The organism is Roseateles sp. GW821-FHT09G09, assembly GCF_059415965.1.
Map to the genome: position 1 here is coordinate 1036228 of NZ_JBWKOG010000001.1, position 18318 is coordinate 1054545.

Here is an 18318-nt window from a genome sequence, read left to right on the forward strand (position 1 = left end):
GGAGCGCTCCTTGCAGCAACTGCGTCTTACAACGATCTCGTCAGGCCGCCATCGACGCGCAGGTTCTGGCCCGTGATGTAGCCGGCCCCCTCGGACGCCAGGAACGCGATCGTCGCGGCGATCTCGTCGCTGCGGCCGTAGCGCTGCATCGGCACGCTGTCGCGGCGTTCGTCGGTCGCGGGCAGACTGTCGATCCATCCGGGCAGCACGTTGTTCATGCGGATGTTGTCCGCCGCGTAGGTGTCCGCGAAGATCTTCGTGAACGCCGACAAGCCCGCCCGGAACACGCCCGAAGTGGGGAACAGCCCGGACGGTTCGACCGCCCACGCCGTCGAGATGTTGATGATCGCGCCCGACTGCTGGTGCTGCATCGTCGGCACCACCAGCCGCGACGCGCGCACGACGTGGAGCAGGTAGGTGTCCATGCCGCGATGCCAGTCGTCGTCGGAGATCTCGAGCACCGGACCGCGGGGACCGTGCCCGGCGCTGTTGACCAGCACGTCGATGCGGCCCCAGCGCGCCAGCACCTGATCGACGAGACCGCGCAGGTCCGAGTCGGACTGGTTGGAGCCGGTAACGCCGATGCCGCCCAGTTCGCGTCCGAGCGCTTCGCCCTTCCCCGACGAGGAGAGCACGGCGACCCGGAATCCGTCCTGCGCGAGACGGCGCGCCGCGGCGGCGCCCATGCCGCTGCCACCCGCGGTGATGATGGCGACCTTTTCTACTGTCTCTGCTGTCATGGAAGCTCCTGTGCCTGGCCGTGCCGACGCCGGAGAGCGTCTATCCACGTTGCCCGCTACGCTATCAGCGCCGCTTCGATCCAGCGAGACCGCCCGCCTACATTCATCCAGTAGAAAAGCTACAGTCTTCGCATGACCAGTCCTTTGGAGATGCTCCCCTCGTTGAAGGCGCTGCGCGTCTTCGAGGTCGTGGCGCGGCATCTGAATTTCCGGCTCGCGGCGGAGGAACTCGAGGTGACGCAAGGCGCCGTGGCGCAGCAGATCCGCGCCCTCGAAGCCGACCTGCGCATCCGGCTCTTCGAGCGGCATCCGCGCGGCCTGGCGCCGACGGGGGCGGGCGCGGCCTATGCGCGCCGCGTGCGACTCGCGCTGGAGGACATCGCCGACGCCACGCGCCTGCTGCGGCCTGGCGACCGGCAGGTCACGATCAGCGTGGCGCCGACGATCGCCACCAAATGGCTGTTGCCGCGCCTGCCCCGCTTCACGGCGCGGCATCCCGACATCGACCTGCGGGTCCTGGCGACGGAACGCGTGTCCAGCTTTCAGGGGGAGGGCGTCGACCTGTCGATCCGGTGCGGACGCCCGCCCTTCGGCCCGGGTGTCGAGGCGCGACTGCTGCTCGAGAACCAACTGATCGCGGTGGGCAGTCCGGCGATGCTCGCCGGGGCGGCGGCCCTGTCATCGAAGCAACTGGCGAGCAGCCCGTTGATCCATGACGGGCATGACGCGTGGCCCGCCTTTCTGGCGCAGGCGGGTGTGGCGTCGCCGCCGCCCAAGGGCATCCGGTTCAACCAGACCGGCCTGGCGATCGACGCGGCGATCGCCGGTCAAGGCCTGGCACTTACCGGGCGTTTCTTCATCGAGTCCGATCTCGCCGCCGGACGCCTGGTGCAGGTGACGCCGCAGGTGATGCCGCTGGGCCTCGACTACCACCTCGTGTCGCCACGACGCGCTCGCAGCGATGCGCCGTTGGAAGACGTCGCCGCGTGGCTGGTCGAGGAGGCGTCGAGTCCGAGTTAAGGCCTCTGCTCATGAAGGGCCAGCTCCTTGCGCTCCGGGTCTTCATGCGCGTCGCCCGCACCGGAAGTTTCCCGGCCGCGGCGCGGGAGCTGGACCTGTTCAGGACACCGGTGCGGCGAACGCGCCCGTGCGCAAGCCTCCCGCGTCCTTTGCCGGCGGAAGGCCGAAGAGGCGCGAGTAGTCGCGGCTGAATTGCGATGGGCTTTCGTAGCCCACCCGGAAGCCGGCGTTGGCGGCATCCAGCCCGTCGCCCACCATCAGGCGCCGTGCTTCCTGCAGGCGCAACTGCGTCCTGAATTCCAAGGGGGTCATCGCCGTGACGGCCTTGAAGTGCTCATGGAAGGTCGAGCGGCTCATGCCGGCCACCTCGGCGAGCTCCTCGATGCGGAAGACCTCGCAGAAGTGCGCCCGGATCCACAGGATCGCGCGGGCGATCTGGGCATGGCGGCTGTTGGCCTGCGTCATCGCATGGATGACGCCGCCGTTCGGGCTGGACAGCAGGCGATAGAAGATCTCCTGCATCGCGATCGGGGCCAGGGCGGCGATGTCCTCCGGCGTATCGAGCAAGCCCACGAGGCGCGTCACGGCATCGAGCAAGCCGGGCGTGATCGCATTCAAGGTCAGCCCCGACACGGCGTCGTCGTTCTTGACGGCACGCGGAAACCGCAGCGCCAATTCGCCAAGCGACGCCGGATCCAGGTCCAGCTGCACGCTCAAGTAGGGATGGGTCGCCGAGGCACGGCCTGCGCGTGTCGCCGCTGTCGCTCGGCACGATGACCTTCGGTTCCGACTGGGGCTGGGGCGCCGACGACGCCGAGGCGCGGCGCATCTTCGACGCCTACGTCGATCGCGGCGGCAACTTCATCGACACCTCGGTCAACTACACCAACGGGGCGTCGGAGAAGATCCTCGGCCGCTTCGCGAAGGGCAAGCGGGAACAGCTGATCCTGGCCACCAAGTACACGATGGCCCGCGACCCGGCCAACATCAATTCCGGCGGCAATCACCGGTTCAACCTCGTGCGCTCGGTGGAGACCAGCCTGCGCCAGCTCGACACCGACCGGATCGATCTGCTGTATGTCCACGCCTGGGACTTCACGACGCGTCCGGACGAGGTGATGCGCTCGCTCGACGACCTGGTGCGCGCCGGCAGGGTGCTCTACCTGGGCATCTGCAACACGCCGGCCTGGCGTGTCGCGGAGCTCCAGACGCTGGCGGACCTGCGTGGCTGGTCGCCGCTGGTCGCGCTGCAGATCGAGTACAGCCTGGTGGAGCGGACCGTGGAGCATGAACTGCTGCCGATGGCCCAGGCGATGGGCCTCGGCGTCCTGCCGTGGTCGCCGCTGGGAGGCGGCATCCTGACGGGCAAGTACAGCCGCGCGGACCTGAGCGATGACAACGGCGCGGACGTCGCCAGCGACCGCAAGGGCGTCATCGCGTCGACGGGCCACCTCAACCAGCGCTCGCTGGACATCGCCGATGTCGTCGGCTCGGTCGCGGAAGAGCTGGGCGTGTCGCGCTCGCAGGTCGCGATCGCCTGGACGATGGCGCATGCCGCGGTGGTCTCGCCGATCCTCGGCGCCCGCACGGTGGCGCAGGCCGAGGACAACCTCGGCGCGCTGGAGGTCGTGCTGGGCGACGAGCACCTGGCCCGCCTCAACGCGGCCAGTGCGCCCGAGCCGATCTTCCCGGAGCGTTTCATCGGTCGACCGATGGCCCAGCAGCTCATCTTCGGCACCTCGCCGCTGAATGGACGGAGGTAAGCGATGCGACCTGGCGCCCGACGAGGACGTCATCCGGCGAGTGCCGGCGCCAGGAGGCCAGCGCCAACGGCGTCCGCCCGCATGATCAGCGCGCGCAGCTCAGGATGGAGCTTCACCGACCAGGCAGCTTGGCCGCCAGAACGTCCACCTTCTCGATGGACGGCGGCGTGGAAAACAGGTCGGCTGCCTGTGTCATGAGGGCTGCAGCGACCTTGCCGGCAAGATGAGCCTCACGACCCGCCGCGTCCGGAAAGGCATCGAAGATGCCAAACGTGGATGGCCCCAGGCGAAGACCAAACCATGCTGTGGTGGCAGGCTCCTCCTGGACCAACGCAAGTCCGCCAAGCAGAAATTGCTCGACTTCTGTTTCTTTCTCCGCCTTTGCTTCCAAGCGGACGAACAACGCTACTTTGACCATGGCTCTGTCCTCGGGTTGAGAGACAGCGTCGCTGCCTCCGGAAATCCTGATGACGCTCATGCGTCCCATGACCGCATCGCCCTATCGACCTGCACGGTCTTGATGTGGATCGGAGCGCTGCCATCCAGCCTTGACCATGGCTCTGTCCTCGGGTTGAGAGACAGCGTCGCTGCCTCCGGAAATCCTGATGACGCTCATGCGTCCCATGACCGCATCGCCCTATCGACCTGCACGGTCTTGATGTGGATCGGAGCGCTGCCATCCAGCCGAGCATCCGAAGCCGTCGCGGTACGAGGTCCTCATGCCGCCGCCTTGTGCTCGACCTCCGGCACGATGCGCACTTCCTCGGCTGCGGCGTCGTACGACAGCGTGGCCTCGGAACCCGGGCGCAGGTCGCCCTTGAGAAGTGCGGTCGCCAGCCTCGATTCCACCTGACTGCGCAGCTTGCGCTTGAGCATGCGCGCGCCGAACTCCGGGTCGTAGCCGACTTCGGCCAAGTGATCGACCAGCGACTTGTCAAACTTCAAGTGCAGGTCCTGCTGCTGCGCCGTGCGTGACACCCGCTGCAGCTGCAACTCCACGATGGCGCGGATCTGCTCGCGGCCCAGCGCGTGGAACACCACCACCTCGTCGACGCGGTTCAGAAACTCGGGGCGGAAGTGATGGCGCAGCATTTCCATCAGGCGGTCGCGCAACGCGGGGTAATCGAGCATGTCGCGCTCCTTGGCCGTCAGATTGCGCTGGATCACGTCGGAGCCCAAGTTGCTGGTGGCGATGACGACCGTGTTCGTGAAGTCGACCACACGGCCCTTGCCGTCGGTGAGCCGGCCTTCATCGAACAGCTGCAGCAAGATGTTGTGCACCTCGCTGTGCGCCTTCTCGATCTCGTCGAGCAGCACCACGCAGTACGGGCGCCGGCGCACGCGTTCGGTGAGCTGCCCGCCTTCCTCGTAGCCAACATAGCCGGGGGGCGCTCCCACCAGCCGCGCGACGGTGTGGCGCTCGGCGTACTCGCTCATGTCGATGCGCACCAGCGCCTCCTCACTGCCGAACACGGTGGCTGCCAGCGCCTTCGCGAGTTCGGTCTTGCCGACCCCCGTGGGCCCGAGGAAGAGAAGCGTGGCGGTCGGCTTGCCAGGTTCCTTCAGTCCGGCGCGGGCCAGGCGCACCGCCTCGGCGACCGCGCATACAGCCTCCTCCTGGCCGACCACGCGCTCGCGCAGCCGGTCTTCCAGCTGCAGCAGCTTCTCGCGGTCCTCGGTGGTCAGCTCCGACACCGGGATGCCGCTCAGCGAGGCCACGATCTCGGCCACATCCTGGGATGTCACGACTTCGGAGCTCGTGCCGCGCTGCTTTTTCCACTTCGCGGTCTCCTCGTCCAGGCGATGTTGCTCCGCCTTGGCTCGGCCCTCGAGCTCCTTGGCCTTGTCGTACTGGCGCGATGCGCCTGCCGCATCCTGCTCCTGGCGAAGGCGCCGAATGCCCTCATCGATGTCGTGCAAGGCCTTGGGTCGCGAGCTGGCGCGGATGCGCACGCGCGCCGCGGCCTGGTCCACGAGGTCGATCGCTTTGTCGGGCATGAAGCGCTGCGTGATGTAACGGTCAGCCAGCTTCGCCGCCGCCGAAATTGCCTCTTCGGTGATCTTCACCTTGTGGTGGGCCTCGAAGCGGTCGCGCAGGCCACGCAGGATCTCCACCGTCTCGTCTACGCTGGGCTCGGGCACCGTCACGGGCTGGAAGCGACGCTCCAGCGCCGCGTCCTTCTCGATGTGCTTCTGGTATTCGTTCAGCGTGGTGGCCCCGATCAGGTGCAGTTCCCCGCGCGCCAGCGCCGGCTTGAAGGTGTTGGCAATGTCGAGTCCACCTTCGCCGCCGCCCTGGCCGGCGCCGACGATGGTGTGCAGCTCGTCGATGAACAGGATCAGTTCGTTCTGGTTGGCAATCACCTCGTCGAGCATCTGCTTGACCCGCTCCTCGAACTCGCCACGGTACTTGGAGCCGGCGACCATGCTGTTGATGTTGAGTTCCACCAGCCGCTTGCCGCGCAGCACCTCGGGCACCTGCTCGTTGATGATGCGCTGTGCCAGCCCTTCGACGATGGCGGTCTTGCCGACGCCGGGTTCGCCGATCAACACCGGGTTGTTCTTCTTGCGCCGTGCCAGCACCTCGATCGTCGTCTCGATCTCCTTGGCGCGGCCGATGACGGGGTCGAGCTTGCCCTGGCGAGCCAGCTCCGTCAGGTCGCGCGCGTGCTTGTCGAGGTTGGGCGTGCCGCTGCGCTTTTTCACCTTGCCTTCCTCGGCGCCCTTGCCGACCACCTTCACCGTCTTCTGGCGCAAGGCCTCGCGCGTGAGACCGAGCTTGCGCAGCGCGTCCCCCGCGAAGCCGTCTTCCTCCCCGACGAGGCCGATGAGGAGGTGCTCGGGCCCGACGTAGCTGTGGCCCAACTCCCTGGAGGCGATCAACGCGTTGTCGAGTGCGCTCTTGGCGCGCGGCGAGACGCCGATGCGGGGAGTCTCATCCTCGGCGGGCCGGTACTCACCGCGCGGCGCGTGCTCGTCGATCTGCTGCTTCAGGTCCGCAGCGTCCAGCTTGAAGTCGCGCAGGATCTCCTGCACCACCTCGTGGTCAGCGAGCGCGTGCAGCAGGTGCTCGGTGTCGACCTCGTCCCGGCCGAGCTCCAGGGCCTTCTCGGCCGCGGCCTGCAAGCGGTCCATCGCCGCCTGGTTCAGGAAGGACTGCAGGTCCACGGCCTCGCGCGAGCGTGGCCGGCGCTGTGGCAGCCGCCGCACCGTGCTGCCGGACGGCTCGGACACGCCCGGCCAGGCGTCGCCGAAGAACTGGTTGAAAAGGCTGCCACCGAACAGCGACTCCAGCGGCGAGGCGGACAAGCGGCTTTGCCCCATCGCCTCGGCGTAGTGCTCGTCACACAGCGCAATCTGCTCTGTGCGGCGGTTCTGCCGCATCGTGACCTGGGCGGTCGCCGGGCGGCCGCAGATTCTGCATTGGGCCATGTCAAGCTCCTGTGAAAGGGCCGTGGTGTCCTGTCTGGTCGGGCGCGGTGCGGTGCGGTCAGCCGGGTAGCACGAATCCCTTGGCCATGCCCTTGATGAAGTCGTCGTCGATGCCGTACTCGGCCAGCGCGCCCGAGTCCGTTGCGGACAAGCTCGGCGAGCGGTTGCCGCGGCGTATCGCGGGCCGGCTCAGGAGGAAACGACGATGTGGTTGTCGACGGTCATCACGCCAGGCGCCCGCCAGGCGGCGCGCTCGGCCTCCCGGCGCTCGACCCAGGCGCGCACCGTGCCCTTGAGCGTGACCTTGCCGCCGTCGACTTCGACGACGATCTGCCCGGCATCGGTCTGCGCGCTACGCACCAGCGCCTGTTCGACCTGCCGCTTGATCTCCGCGGGCTGCGCCTTGGGCCGAACGTCGATCAGGTTGCTCACTCCCTTCACCCCGGCCAGGTTGCGCACGGCACGCTCGGCCTCCTGCTTCTTGTACTGCCAGTCGACCGTGCCTTTCAGCGTGATCCAGCCCTTGGAGACGGTCACGTCGATCTGCTCGGGCACCAGCAGCGCGTCCCATTGCAGGGCGCGGGCGGCGGCTGCGGCAATCTCGGGGTCGGTGCGCTCGCCCCGCGTGCTCAAGCGGACCTCGATGTCGTTGGCGACGGCCTTGACGCCGCGCACGCGATGCGTGGCCTCCTCGGCGGCCCAGCGCTTGGTGTAGGAGTCGACAAAGCCGGACAGCGTCACGACGCCGTCCTTCACGGCCACGCCGATCTCCGTGGCCTGCACGCGCGGCTCCCACTTCAACTCGCTCAGCACTTCGGCCTGGATGTCGGCATCGGTGCGCAGGGTGGTGCCAATGGTCATGGTGATTCCTCCGGGCCCGCTCGAGAGGGAGTCGCAGCCGGCCGCCGCGGGCGCGTGCGGACGACGCGAAAGTGGCGGTTTGAATGCCGGGAACAAGGTCCTGGGCTCAGGGTCAGACGTATTCGAACTTCGGCAAGGTCTTCAACTCGTCCTTGCTGGCCTTGGGCAGCACGGCCCTGGGCGCGATGTGGGTGAACTGCTTGACCGGGATCGCCACGAGGTGCTTGCCCATCCCGAGGAAGCCGCCGACGTTCACGATCGCGGTGGACAAGGTGCCGTCCGCGGAAAGAACGAAGTCGTCGACCGACCCTATCTTTTCGCCCTTGTCGTTGTAGACGTCCTGCTTGAGCAGCTTCGTGGCGCGGTAGCCCGTCGCGAGCAGCTGCGTCTCGGCGACGGTCACGCCGATGACGGCCCTCGCTGCGACCGGCACCACCGCCGCGGACGCGGCCTGGCCGCGGGCGGGATCGGCCACGATCATGGCCAGGGCTGCGCAGGCCATGCCTGCATGAATGACGATTCTTGGATGCATGGCACCACTCCTGGTTGGGGGTTGAGAACGCTTCCTGGGCCTTCGAGCTTCGAGCTTCGAGCTTCGGGGTTGGCGGGCTGTCATCACCTCTCGTCAGAAGGTTAGGTGCCGCCCCGCCCCGCGTATTGCGTGTTCCTGCCGAGCTGTTGCGCAAAGCTGCGCCCGGGCGAGGGGGTGCGCCGGGTCGCAGTCCTTGAACAGCTTTGCGCAGCAATCGGGAAGACCAGCGAGGGCGCGCGGCCTACGCTTGTCGACATCTCACCGGAGGACGCATGCTGCAAGTCAATCCGCTGGCCACCGTCACCCAAGCGCCGGGCTTCCGGCGCATGTTCCGCTCGGGCGGTCTCACCCTTGGCATCTTCTTCCCCATCGAAGCGTTCAAGGGCGACGAGCCGTCGATGCGCGACCAGGAGCGTCTGGCACAGCGCGCACAGGCTCTCGGCTACGGCGCGCTGTGGGTGCGCGACGTGCCCCTGCGCGATCCGAGCTTCGGCGATCTCGGCCAGATCCACGACCCCTGGGTGTACCTGGGTTGGATCGCGGCGCATACGCAGACGATTGCGCTGGCCACCGGCGCCATCGTGCTGCCGCTGCGCCACCCGCTGCATGTGGCCAAGGCGGCCGCCTCGGTCGATCAGTTGTCGGGCGGACGACTGGTGCTGGGCGTGGCGTCGGGCGATCGGCCGGTGGAGTTTCCCGCCTTCGGCGTCGACATCGAACGGCGCGCGGTCCTCTTTCGCGATCACCTCCGAGTGATCCGCCATGTGCTGGAGGGCGCGTACCCGACGCTGACGTCGACGGCCGGCGTACTCACCGGCAATGCCGACCTCGTGCCCAAGCCGCTCGGGCGGCTGCCGATACTCGTCACGGGCAACAGCGGACAGCCGCTACCCTGGATCGCCGAGCATGCCGACGGCTGGATCACCTATCCGCGCGGCATCGACCGCCAAGCCGAGGCGGCGGCGCGCTGGCGCGGTGAGGTCCAGGCTGCCATGGGGCCGAGCGCCTTCAAGCCGTTCGTGCAGTCGCTCTACGTCGACCTCGCCGACGACCCCCACCTGCCGCCCACGCCCATCCACCTTGGCTTCAGGGCGGGCCGACACTTCCTGCTGCGCTTTCTCGACTCGCTGCGCGTCGTCGGTGTCAACCACGTCATCCTCAACCTCAAGTACGGCGCGCGGCCGGCGTCCGAGGTGCTCGAGGAGATCGGCACTTTTGTGCTTCCGCCGCTGGCCGACCTGCAGGGAGACAGGCCCGCCGGAGGCGAACTGGAGCCGGACGATGCCGCTACCGCTACCGCTACCGCTACCGCTACCGCTACCGATGCCGATGCCGATGCCGACGTCGACGACGCGCTCGCGCCGCAACGCTGAGCGTCTGATGTCGACTGGCTCCCCAGGAGATCACCCATGAAACGCATCTTCCTCTTCCTCGCGACCAACCTGGCGGTGATGCTGGTGCTGTCGCTCACGCTGCGGCTGTTCGGCGTTGATCGCTACCTGACGGCGAACGGCCTCGACGTGGGCGCGCTGATGGTCTTTTCGCTGGTGGTCGGGTTTGCCGGGTCCATCATCTCGCTGCTGATCTCCAAACCGATGGCCAGATGGTCGACCGGCGCGCATGTCATCGAGTCGCCGCGCAGCGCAGAGGAAGCCTGGTTGCTCTCCACCGTGCGCCAGCTCGCGCAGCGCGCCGGCATCGGCCAGCCGGACGTGGCGATCTATGACGGCGCTCCGAATGCCTTCGCCACCGGCGCGTTCCGCGACTCGGCGCTGGTGGCGGTGTCCACCGGACTGCTGCAGAGCATGGGCCGCGACGAGATCGAAGCCGTGCTTGGTCACGAGGTCTCGCACGTGGCCAACGGCGACATGATCACTCTGGCGCTGGTGCAGGGCGTGATGAACACCTTCGTCGTGTTCTTCGCGCGCGTGGTCGGCTATCTCGTTGACAGCGTGGTCTTGCGCCGCGGCGACGACGAGCGGCACGTCGGCTCCGGACCGGGCTTCTACGCCACGGTCTTCGTCTGCGAGATCCTCTTTGGACTGCTCGCGTCGATGATCGTCGCGTGGTTCTCGCGCCAGCGAGAGTTCCGCGCGGACGCCGGATCGTCCCGCCTGCTCGGCACGTCGGTGCCGATGATCGCCGCGCTGAACCGCCTGGGAGGCCTGCGGCCCGGCGGCCTGCCGCAGTCGCTGCGGGCCTTTGGCATCACCGACATGCCGGCCTGGCTGACCCTGTTCGCGAGCCACCCGCCGATCGAGACCCGCATCGCGGCGCTGCGCGAATCCCACGCGACCGTGATGGCGCGCTGAGACCGACATGGCTGACATGACTGGCACCCACAAGCGCAAGGACACACGGTCGGACGAGGTGCCACCGGTGACCACCAGGGACGATCCGATCAACGATCCGCTCGACGATCCGGCCGTCGCGTCGACCGAGGCATCGACCGCCGCATCGCCTGACGCGTCGACCGAAGCATCGATCGACGAGGCGCTGGCCGAGAGCTTTCCAGCCAGCGATCCGCCGGCGTGGACCTTGGGGACGGACGGTCCCCGCACGGAGGCGTCATCGGCCCGGCGGCCCGTGCTGGTGAAAGTCTATGGGCGACTCGGCAATGCAGCCGCTTATGCGATCCGCGACTTCTTGCACCGGTGCGACGTGCCGTTCGAGTGGGTGCCGCTGGGCAGTGACGAGCAGGCGCGCGAGCAGGCCGGCGTCGAGCACCTGCGCGACGAGCGGCTGCCGGTCTGCGTGTTCCCGGATGGCGCGCGGATGGAGATGCCGACGATCCGCCAGCTCATCGAGCGACTGGGCTGGTTCAGGAATCCCTCGCGCGCCGAGTACGACCTGGCCATCTACGGCGCCGGGCCGGCCGGCCTCAGTGCGGCCGTCTACGCCGGCGCCGACGGGCTGTCCACCGTGCTCGTCGAACGCTGGGCCATCGGCGGGCAGGCCGGCAGCAGCTCCAGGATCGAGAACTATCTCGGCTTTCCCGGGGGCCTCAGCGGCGCAGACCTGGCGGAGCGGGCACGCAGGCAGGCCGAGAAGTTCGGCGTCGAGATTCTCCTCTCCCGCGAAGGCGTGAGCGCGCAGCTGCAGCCGGGCCGGGGCGTCGGCGTGCTCCAGGACGGCACGAAGATCGTCGCGCGAGCATCGATCTGCGCGACTGGCGTGACCTACCGCTGCCTGAATCTGTCCAACGAGTCGGAGTTTCTTGGCGCGGGGCTCTTTTACGGCGCCGGTGCGAGCGAGGCGCCGCTGACCGCGGGCGAGCAGGTGGTCATCGTCGGCGGCGGCAACTCCGCAGGGCAGGCCGCGATGCACTTCGCGCCGCATGCACAGCGGGTGCTCATGGTCGTTCGCGGCGAGTCGCTCAAGAGCACCTTGTCGCACTACCTGCTTCAGCGCATTGAGATGGCCCACAACATCGAGGTGCTCACGCGCACGGAAGTCACGGCGCTGCACGGGGACAAGACGCTGCGCGAGGTCACGTTGCGCGATGCCGCCATCGGCGAGGAGCGCCGCGTACCGACGCGCTGGCTGTTCGTGTGCATCGGCGGCGAGCCGCAAACCCAGTGGGCCAGCGCCATCGGCATGGCGCGTGACGATGCCGGGTACCTGGTCACCGGGCGCGACCTGCTGAGCGACGGCGCTCGCCCGTCAGGTTGGCCACTGGACCGAGAACCTTACTTCCTCGAGACCAGCATTCCCGGCGTGTTCGCCGCTGGAGACGTGCGCCACGGGGCGGTCCGCCGCTGCGCATCGGCCGTCGGCGAGGGCGCCATGGCGGTGGCGTTCGTGCATCGCGTGCTGGACGGGTGCTGAGCCGGATCGGGGCGGTTCGGGCGCGGCTGCCCGCCTGCCGTCGCCCACGACGGCAGGCGGGCAGTGCAGCCTGGCGTACGGTCTCGCGTGTCGCTGGAGGTGTCCGCTGCAAGCTCGCGTTTGCACAGGCCAATCACCCGGCGAGCGACGCCGCTTGACCACCCTTGTCCCGCCGGCACGAGATGTGCGCCTGTTGATTCAGGCCCGGCGGTCGCTTCGATCGTCGGTGCAGACCTGCCACAACAAGGGGACCCTCATGTCCAAAGAACCCAGCGAGGCAAGCAACCGCTCATCCAACGCCCCTGCGACGCAAAGACAGGGGTCGTCGATGAGCATCGCCTACCTCGACGTCGCGGACCTCGCCGGGGAACGCCTGCGCAATTCGGTCGACATTCTCCTGCCGACCGGCACGGCCAACTTGTCCGCGACCTACTGTGTCGGGCAGGGGCGCGAGCGGATCGCATGGCTGCGCGCGCCGCTGGTGTTGATCCTTGCGCCCGCGCTGCCCCATTCGCTGGCTGACCGGCCAGGGTCGCATACGCTCCTCCTCGGCATCGCCGCACCATTCTTCGACCGGGTGGCGCGCGCCATCGGTGTCGATCACCCGGTACTCGTCGAGCCGCACGCGAGCGTCGACCCGTTGATCCGCGAAGTGGGCAACGCCGTCGAACGCGACGTCAGGATCGGGCGTCCACCGGACGCGCGCTACGTGGAGTCGCTGGCCATGGTGCTGGCCGCGCATGTCGCGAGGAACTACGCGGTCGCAAAGGGCACGGATGCCGCATCGTGCGGCGGACTGGCGCCTCACAAGCTGCGCTGTGTCCACAACCATGTCTGCGAGCATCTGGCCGAGACGATCCGGGTTGAACAGATGGCCGAGGCGGTGCATCTGAGCCCGTTCCACTTCGCACGGATGTTCAAGCGCTCGACCGGCCAGTCGCCCCACCTGTACGTCCTGATGCAGCGCATCGAGCGGGCCAAGGAACTGCTGGCCCAGACCGATACCGCCCTGTTCGAAGTCGCGGCCAACGTGGGCTTTCGCACCCAGGGACACTTCACCGGCGTGTTCCACCGCTACGCGGGCTTCACGCCAGGGGCGTTCAGGCTCAACGCGCGGGAGACGGCGGCTTCCCAAGCACGTGTCGGCGGCGTTCTCGACGGGCGGTGATCACCCGTCAGGCGCGAGCGCGCATCTCCCGCAGCATCTGGTCCGGTGGAACGAAGGACGGATCCTGCTGCAGCGTCCTGCCCATCACGGCCCAGGCCCGACTTGGCCGGCAGGATCGGTCTCGTGCGAGGCCATGCCGGCATCGGCATCGGCATCGGCTCCGGTCACTGGTGCATCAGCGTGCTCGTGAAAGCGGCAATACGCCCTAACTTTGTTGTAAGGCGTAGGCTTACGTGAAAACAGCAGGCTCTTCTTTTGTACCGGTGGTCTTGTCGATGCCGGCTTGTTCGCCCAGTCCAGCGAATTTGCGATTCCCCCGTGGGTGCCAGCCGGCTTCACCATGTCCTCCTCTTCTTTCCCCTCCTCCTCATCGGCCTCATCCTCCTCCACCTCCCCCGATATCCGCAGGCTTCAAGACTGCTTCAACGGGCTGCTCAGACTCGTCGCCGCGCCCGCCCTGTGGTCCGGCAAGGGGCCGGATCGCGTCATGCAGGCCCTGCTGGAAATGCTGGCCCGACTGCTGGACCTGGACCTCGTCTATTCGCGCCTGGATGATGGCTCGGGCGGCGCCACGCGGGAGCTGGCCTGCAGCGAACGCTATCCGGACGCGGCGCGGCACGTCCACGAGATCCGCGACGCCGTCGAACCCTGGCTGAGTACCCAGCAGGCCGGCGAGAGCCATGTCGTGCCCAACCCACTCGGTGCGGGGACGCTGCATGTGTGCTCTCTCGGGCTGGGCGTGCGGGCGGGCGGCGGGCTGGTGCTCGCCGGCTCCAGCCGCCCGGGGTTCCCCACGGACACCGACCTGCTGCTGCTGCGGGTCGCCGTCAACCAGGCCGTGGTCGAACTGCAGCGGGCGCAGGTGTCGGCGGCGAACCGCCGCGCGGAGTCGGCGGAGGCGCACAACTCCTGCCTGCGCGAGGAGAGCGAACAGCACTGGGGCGGTGTCGTCGGCAAGAGCGCGTCGCTGACCAAGGCGCTCAAGCTGGTCGAGGAAGTCGCGCCCACGAACGCAAGCGTTCTCATCCAGGGCGAGACCGGCACAGGCAAGGAACTGATCGCACGCGCGATCCACCGACTGAGCCGCAGAAGTCAGCATGCGTTCGTCCGGCTCAATTGCGCCGCCATACCGGCGGGACTGCTCGAAGCCGAGCTCTTCGGGCACGAGAAGGGTGCCTTCACCGGCGCCGTCGCCAAACGAATCGGCCGCTTCGAGCTGGCAGACCGGGGCACGATCTTTCTCGACGAAGTGGGGGAGATCCCGCTCGAACTTCAGGCCAAGCTGCTTCACGTGCTGCAGGAGCGTGAATTCGAGCGGCTCGGCAGCGCCCACACCCGCCGCATCGATGTGCGGCTGATCGCAGCGTCCAACCGCGACCTTGCCCAGATGGTGGAGGACCGGTCCTTTCGCGAAGACCTTTACTACCGCCTGAATGTGTTCCCCGTCGAGATGCCCCCGCTGCGAGAGCGGGGCGGGGACATCCCCGTGCTGGCGCAACATTTCCTGCAACTGCATGCACGCGCGAACAACCGCTCTATTGCGGCGGTGGACCCTGAAGGGCTCGCAGCCTTGTGCCGCTATGCCTGGCCCGGCAATGTCCGCGAGCTGTCCAACGTCATCGAGCGCTGTGTGATCCTCACGCACGACTCAACGCTGCGCGTGCCTGCTGATGCGCTGAAGTCGCGCGGTGCGATCGCGGCGGTCGCGGCGGTGGCGGCGGTGGCGGTGGCGGTGACGGTGGACGACAGCCTGGACGGCGCGCAGCGCCAGCACATCTTGCAAGTGCTCGAAGAATGCAACTGGGTGATCGCCGGGCCAACCGGTGCGGCGGCCCGGCTCGGCTTGAAGCGCACCTCACTGCAATACAAGCTGCAGAAGCTGGGCATCGTGCGGCGTGCGTGATTGGCCGAAGTGTCGGCTCAGGTCCGCGGCGTCAAGCTGAAGGTCTCGCGCACTCCTCGCGACGGGGCCGCTGCGGTTCGCTCACAGGCGCAGGTGAGTCTCGGCAGACGCTCCCTCCGCTTCATCCCCCCTTTTCTGCAGTCTGTCGCCCCCCGCTGGGAGCGCGAGGGGGAGTCTTGCTATGGTGTGCTACATCAGCAACACACCGGCGCTCCGCGCCCCGCGTCATGCACAGCTGGAACGATCAAGCGCCGATCTATCAGCAGCTCGCCGACCGACTGGCGTCGCAGCTGCTCGACGGCGATCCCCCGGAGGGCGAAGCGCTGCCCTCCGTGCGCACGCTGGCAAGCCAGTACCTCATCAACCCGCTGACCGTCAGCCGCGCGCTGCAAGCCCTCGTCGACGAGGGCCTCGTCGAGAGCCGCCGCGGCCTGGGCATGTACGTGCGCGACGGCGCCCGCATCCGCTTGCTGCACACCGAGCGGGAGCAGTTCCTCCAGGAGGAATGGCCCCGCCTGCGGGAGAAACTTCGCCGCCTGGGCCTCCGGCCCCAGGACCTGAAATGGGAGGACGCATGAAGACGCTCATCGAGGCCAGCCATCTGAGCCTGAACTACGGCCGCAAGGCCGCCCTGCAGGACCTGTCCTTCACCATCCCCGCCGGCCGCGTCGTCGGGCTGCTCGGCCACAACGGCGCCGGCAAGACCACGCTGATGAAGACGCTCGTCGGCCTCAAGCGCGCCGAGGGCGACCTCCGCGTGCTCGGCCTGGATCCGCATGCCGACCGCGCGCAGCTCCTGACCTCGCTCTGCTACATCCCCGACGTCGCCGTCCTGCCGCGCTGGGCCAAGGTCTCCGAGCTGATCCGCCTCATGGCCGGCCTGCAGCCCAGGTTCTCCGCCGACCGCGCCCGGCAACTGCTCAGGCGCACCTCGGTCACCGAGAACGACAAGGTGAAGCATCTCTCCAAGGGCATGGTCACGCAGCTGCACCTCGCGCTGATCGCGGCCATCGACGCGAAGCTGATGATCCTCGACGAGCCGACGCTCGGCCTGGACGTGATGTCGCGCAAGAGCTTCTACGAGATGCTCATCGACGAGTGGTGCGACGGCGAGCGCTCGGTGCTCATCTCCACCCACCAGGTCGAGGAAGTGGAAAGCCTGCTGTCCGACGTGCTGATGCTCGACGAGGGCCGGCTGGTGCTGAACATCTCGCTGGCGGAAATGGACGAGCGCTTCGTCGCGCTGTCGCACGACCCCGACGCCGCGGAGCTGGTCGCCGCCAACCACCCGCTGCTGCGCTACCGCGTGCAGGGCCGCCCCGCGGCGCTCTTCGACGGCGTGCCGCCCGACGCCGTCGCCCACCTGGGCCAGCGCGTGCGTCCCAGCCTCGTCGACCTGTTCATGGCGCTGACCCGCAAGCCCGAGCGCCAGGCGACCGAGGTCTGACCGGCTCAGACCCGGCCCGGCCCGACAGCAACGCTCATAGACGCTCATAGACGCTCATAGACGCTCAGCGACCCCCTTCAAAGGATCACCCCCATGACACTCTTCAACACGCTGCTGCTGCGCGAGTGGCTGCAATACAAGCGGGCCTGGATCGGCCTGGTGCTGGCGCCCGTGCTGGTGCTGCTGGTCCTGGTGCCGTTCAGCCAGGTCGACGGCATCGACGTGCCGAGTCCCGAGCCGGTGGCGCTGATCGCCGGCCTGCTGACCGTCGGCCTGGTGCTGGCGCTGGCCCTGGCCGTGTCCGTCTACCAGCTGATGGGCCTGGCCCGTCGCGACCAGCAGGATCGCTCGATCGAGTTCTGGTCCTCGCTGCCCGGCAGCCATGCGGCGAGCATCGGCGCGCCGATCGTCGCCCACGGCATCCTCGTGCCCGTCGTCGCCACGCTGCTGGCGCTGGTCGGCGGCGCGATCGTCGGGTCGGCGATGGCGTTCAAGGAATTCGGCTTCGCCGCGCTGCAGCAGACGCAGTGGGGCGCGCTGTTCCAGGCGACCCTGTGGCTCGGCCTGCGGCTGGCCGTCGGGCTGGTGCTCGCGGCGCTGTGGCTCTCGCCCATCGTGCTCGCGCTCATGGCCGCCTCGGCCTGGCTGAAGCGCTGGGGCGCGCCGCTGCTCGTGATCGCGGTCTCGGCCTTCCTCAACATCTACAAGAACGAGACCGCCGCGGAAGTGCTGCGCAATGCGCTGATCACCCAGGTCGCCGGGGTCGGCCGATCGCTGGTCCAGACCGGGACCAAGCTGGTCATCGATTCGGACAGCGAGGGCCACCTCAACCTGCAGGACTTCTTCAACATGCTCTACAGCTTCCCGGACTACGCCCGGGAGGGCCTGCCGCAGGTGCTGCAGGCCGCGTGGCATCCGCAGTTCATCGGCGGACTGATCCTCGCGGCCCTGTGCTTCTGGCTGCTGGTCCTGCAGCGCAAGCGCAGCCTCTGAACGGACACGGAGCGCCCCTCGCGGGCGCTTCTTTCATCCCACCGTTCATCCCATCGTCGGGAAGGGGCTGACGCCGATGATCCACCGGTGCAGCCCCATGACCAGCGCGATCCAGGCGACCACGCCGATCGCCACCGAGATCGCCGTCCCCTTGGCGGTCCCCGCGGGAGGCGGCGGCGTGGGACGACGCCGGGCCGATCGGAAATCCAGGATCGCCCAGGCCAGGAAGGCGCCGAACAGCACGAGGTCCGCGACGGTGTTGTTGGCCAGCAGGTGACCGAAAGCCCACAGCTTCACGGCCAGCAGCATCGGGTGATGCAGCTTCGCCTTGAAGTGGTTGCGCGGCACGTGCGACGCCGCCAGCAGGATCAGCGAGGGCAGCATCAGCAGCCCGGCCAGGTGGTTCATGCCGCGGGGCGTCGCCCACAGCGGATGCGGATCCAGCCGCGCCTGCCCGTAGCCCCAGATGATCAGCAGCAGGCCGATCACGGAGACCGCGGTGTAGCTGAGCTTCCAGCGTTTCTCGCCCCAGGCGGCGAGGCGGCGGTCGCGCCAGGCTGGCGCCACGATGCGGACCGAATGAGGCCCGAGGAAAAGGATCAGTCCGAGGATGAGTGCCCACATGGTGAAG

General features: G+C 68.1%; 17 protein-coding genes. 10 read left to right on the top strand and 7 right to left on the bottom strand.

Going from position 1 to position 18318, the window contains the following annotated elements; genetic code table 11:
* Positions 1-26 precede the first annotated feature (26 nt).
* On the bottom strand, positions 27-740 hold the full coding sequence (locus AC07O8_RS04465) for an SDR family oxidoreductase (RefSeq protein WP_495046877.1): 714 nt from the start codon (positions 738-740) through the stop codon (positions 27-29).
* Positions 741-872: 132 nt separating this feature from the next.
* On the opposite strand from AC07O8_RS04465, the gene AC07O8_RS04470 reads away from it, so the two are divergent.
* A complete protein-coding gene (locus AC07O8_RS04470; RefSeq protein WP_495046878.1) occupies positions 873-1760 on the top strand; it encodes a LysR substrate-binding domain-containing protein in 888 nt (295 codons plus the stop codon).
* Between the two features lie 99 nt (positions 1761-1859).
* Here AC07O8_RS04470 and AC07O8_RS04475 read toward each other — a convergent pair whose 3' ends face one another.
* The gene (locus AC07O8_RS04475) at positions 1860-2471 is read right to left on the bottom strand and encodes an AraC family transcriptional regulator (protein ID WP_495046974.1); all 612 of its coding nucleotides are present in this window, start codon (positions 2469-2471) and stop codon (positions 1860-1862) included.
* A gap of 38 nt (positions 2472-2509) precedes the next feature.
* Between AC07O8_RS04475 and AC07O8_RS04480 the strand changes: the two genes are divergently transcribed.
* Complete coding sequence (locus AC07O8_RS04480) at positions 2510-3523, top strand: aldo/keto reductase (RefSeq protein WP_495046879.1); 1014 nt, start codon at positions 2510-2512, stop codon at positions 3521-3523.
* Between the two features lie 112 nt (positions 3524-3635).
* Here AC07O8_RS04480 and AC07O8_RS04485 read toward each other — a convergent pair whose 3' ends face one another.
* The 4 genes from AC07O8_RS04485 to AC07O8_RS04500 form a co-directional block, all read right to left on the bottom strand.
* Positions 3636-3941: a putative quinol monooxygenase gene (locus AC07O8_RS04485; RefSeq protein WP_495046880.1), complete on the bottom strand. Its 306-nt coding sequence runs from the start codon at positions 3939-3941 to the stop codon at positions 3636-3638.
* 299 nt (positions 3942-4240) lie between these two features.
* Entirely contained in the window at positions 4241-6955 is a 2715-nt protein-coding gene (locus AC07O8_RS04490) for an ATP-dependent Clp protease ATP-binding subunit (RefSeq protein WP_495046881.1), read from the bottom strand.
* Between the two features lie 189 nt (positions 6956-7144).
* The gene (locus AC07O8_RS04495) at positions 7145-7816 is read right to left on the bottom strand and encodes a BON domain-containing protein (RefSeq protein ID WP_495046882.1); all 672 of its coding nucleotides are present in this window, start codon (positions 7814-7816) and stop codon (positions 7145-7147) included.
* A 112-nt stretch (positions 7817-7928) separates the two neighbouring features.
* Complete coding sequence (locus AC07O8_RS04500; RefSeq protein WP_495046883.1) at positions 7929-8348, bottom strand: PRC-barrel domain-containing protein; 420 nt, start codon at positions 8346-8348, stop codon at positions 7929-7931.
* A 272-nt stretch (positions 8349-8620) separates the two neighbouring features.
* Between AC07O8_RS04500 and AC07O8_RS04505 the strand changes: the two genes are divergently transcribed.
* From AC07O8_RS04505 to AC07O8_RS04540, 8 genes are all read left to right on the top strand, one after another.
* On the top strand, positions 8621-9721 hold the full coding sequence (locus AC07O8_RS04505) for an LLM class oxidoreductase (protein WP_495046884.1): 1101 nt from the start codon (positions 8621-8623) through the stop codon (positions 9719-9721).
* Positions 9722-9757: 36 nt separating this feature from the next.
* A complete protein-coding gene (gene htpX / locus AC07O8_RS04510) occupies positions 9758-10660 on the top strand; it encodes a protease HtpX (RefSeq protein WP_495046885.1) in 903 nt (300 codons plus the stop codon).
* Between the two features lie 58 nt (positions 10661-10718).
* Complete coding sequence (locus AC07O8_RS04515; protein WP_495046886.1) at positions 10719-12176, top strand: NAD(P)/FAD-dependent oxidoreductase; 1458 nt, start codon at positions 10719-10721, stop codon at positions 12174-12176.
* 328 nt (positions 12177-12504) lie between these two features.
* A complete protein-coding gene (locus AC07O8_RS04520) occupies positions 12505-13344 on the top strand; it encodes a helix-turn-helix transcriptional regulator (RefSeq protein WP_495046887.1) in 840 nt (279 codons plus the stop codon).
* A gap of 283 nt (positions 13345-13627) precedes the next feature.
* Positions 13628-15247: a sigma-54 interaction domain-containing protein gene (locus tag AC07O8_RS04525; RefSeq protein ID WP_495046888.1), complete on the top strand. Its 1620-nt coding sequence runs from the start codon at positions 13628-13630 to the stop codon at positions 15245-15247.
* A gap of 227 nt (positions 15248-15474) precedes the next feature.
* On the top strand, positions 15475-15825 hold the full coding sequence (locus AC07O8_RS04530) for a GntR family transcriptional regulator (RefSeq protein ID WP_495046889.1): 351 nt from the start codon (positions 15475-15477) through the stop codon (positions 15823-15825).
* Positions 15822-16694: an ABC transporter ATP-binding protein gene (locus tag AC07O8_RS04535; RefSeq protein ID WP_495046890.1), complete on the top strand. Its 873-nt coding sequence runs from the start codon at positions 15822-15824 to the stop codon at positions 16692-16694. Before AC07O8_RS04530 ends, AC07O8_RS04535 begins: the two co-directional genes overlap by 4 nt.
* A gap of 93 nt (positions 16695-16787) precedes the next feature.
* Positions 16788-17687: a hypothetical protein gene (locus AC07O8_RS04540; RefSeq protein WP_495046891.1), complete on the top strand. Its 900-nt coding sequence runs from the start codon at positions 16788-16790 to the stop codon at positions 17685-17687.
* Between the two features lie 45 nt (positions 17688-17732).
* On the opposite strand, the gene AC07O8_RS04545 is transcribed toward AC07O8_RS04540, so the two are convergent.
* Positions 17733-18311 carry an NnrU family protein gene (locus tag AC07O8_RS04545; RefSeq protein ID WP_495046892.1) on the bottom strand — a complete coding sequence of 193 codons (579 nt, stop codon included), beginning with the start codon at positions 18309-18311 and terminating at the stop codon, positions 17733-17735.
* Positions 18312-18318: the final 7 nt, after the last annotated feature.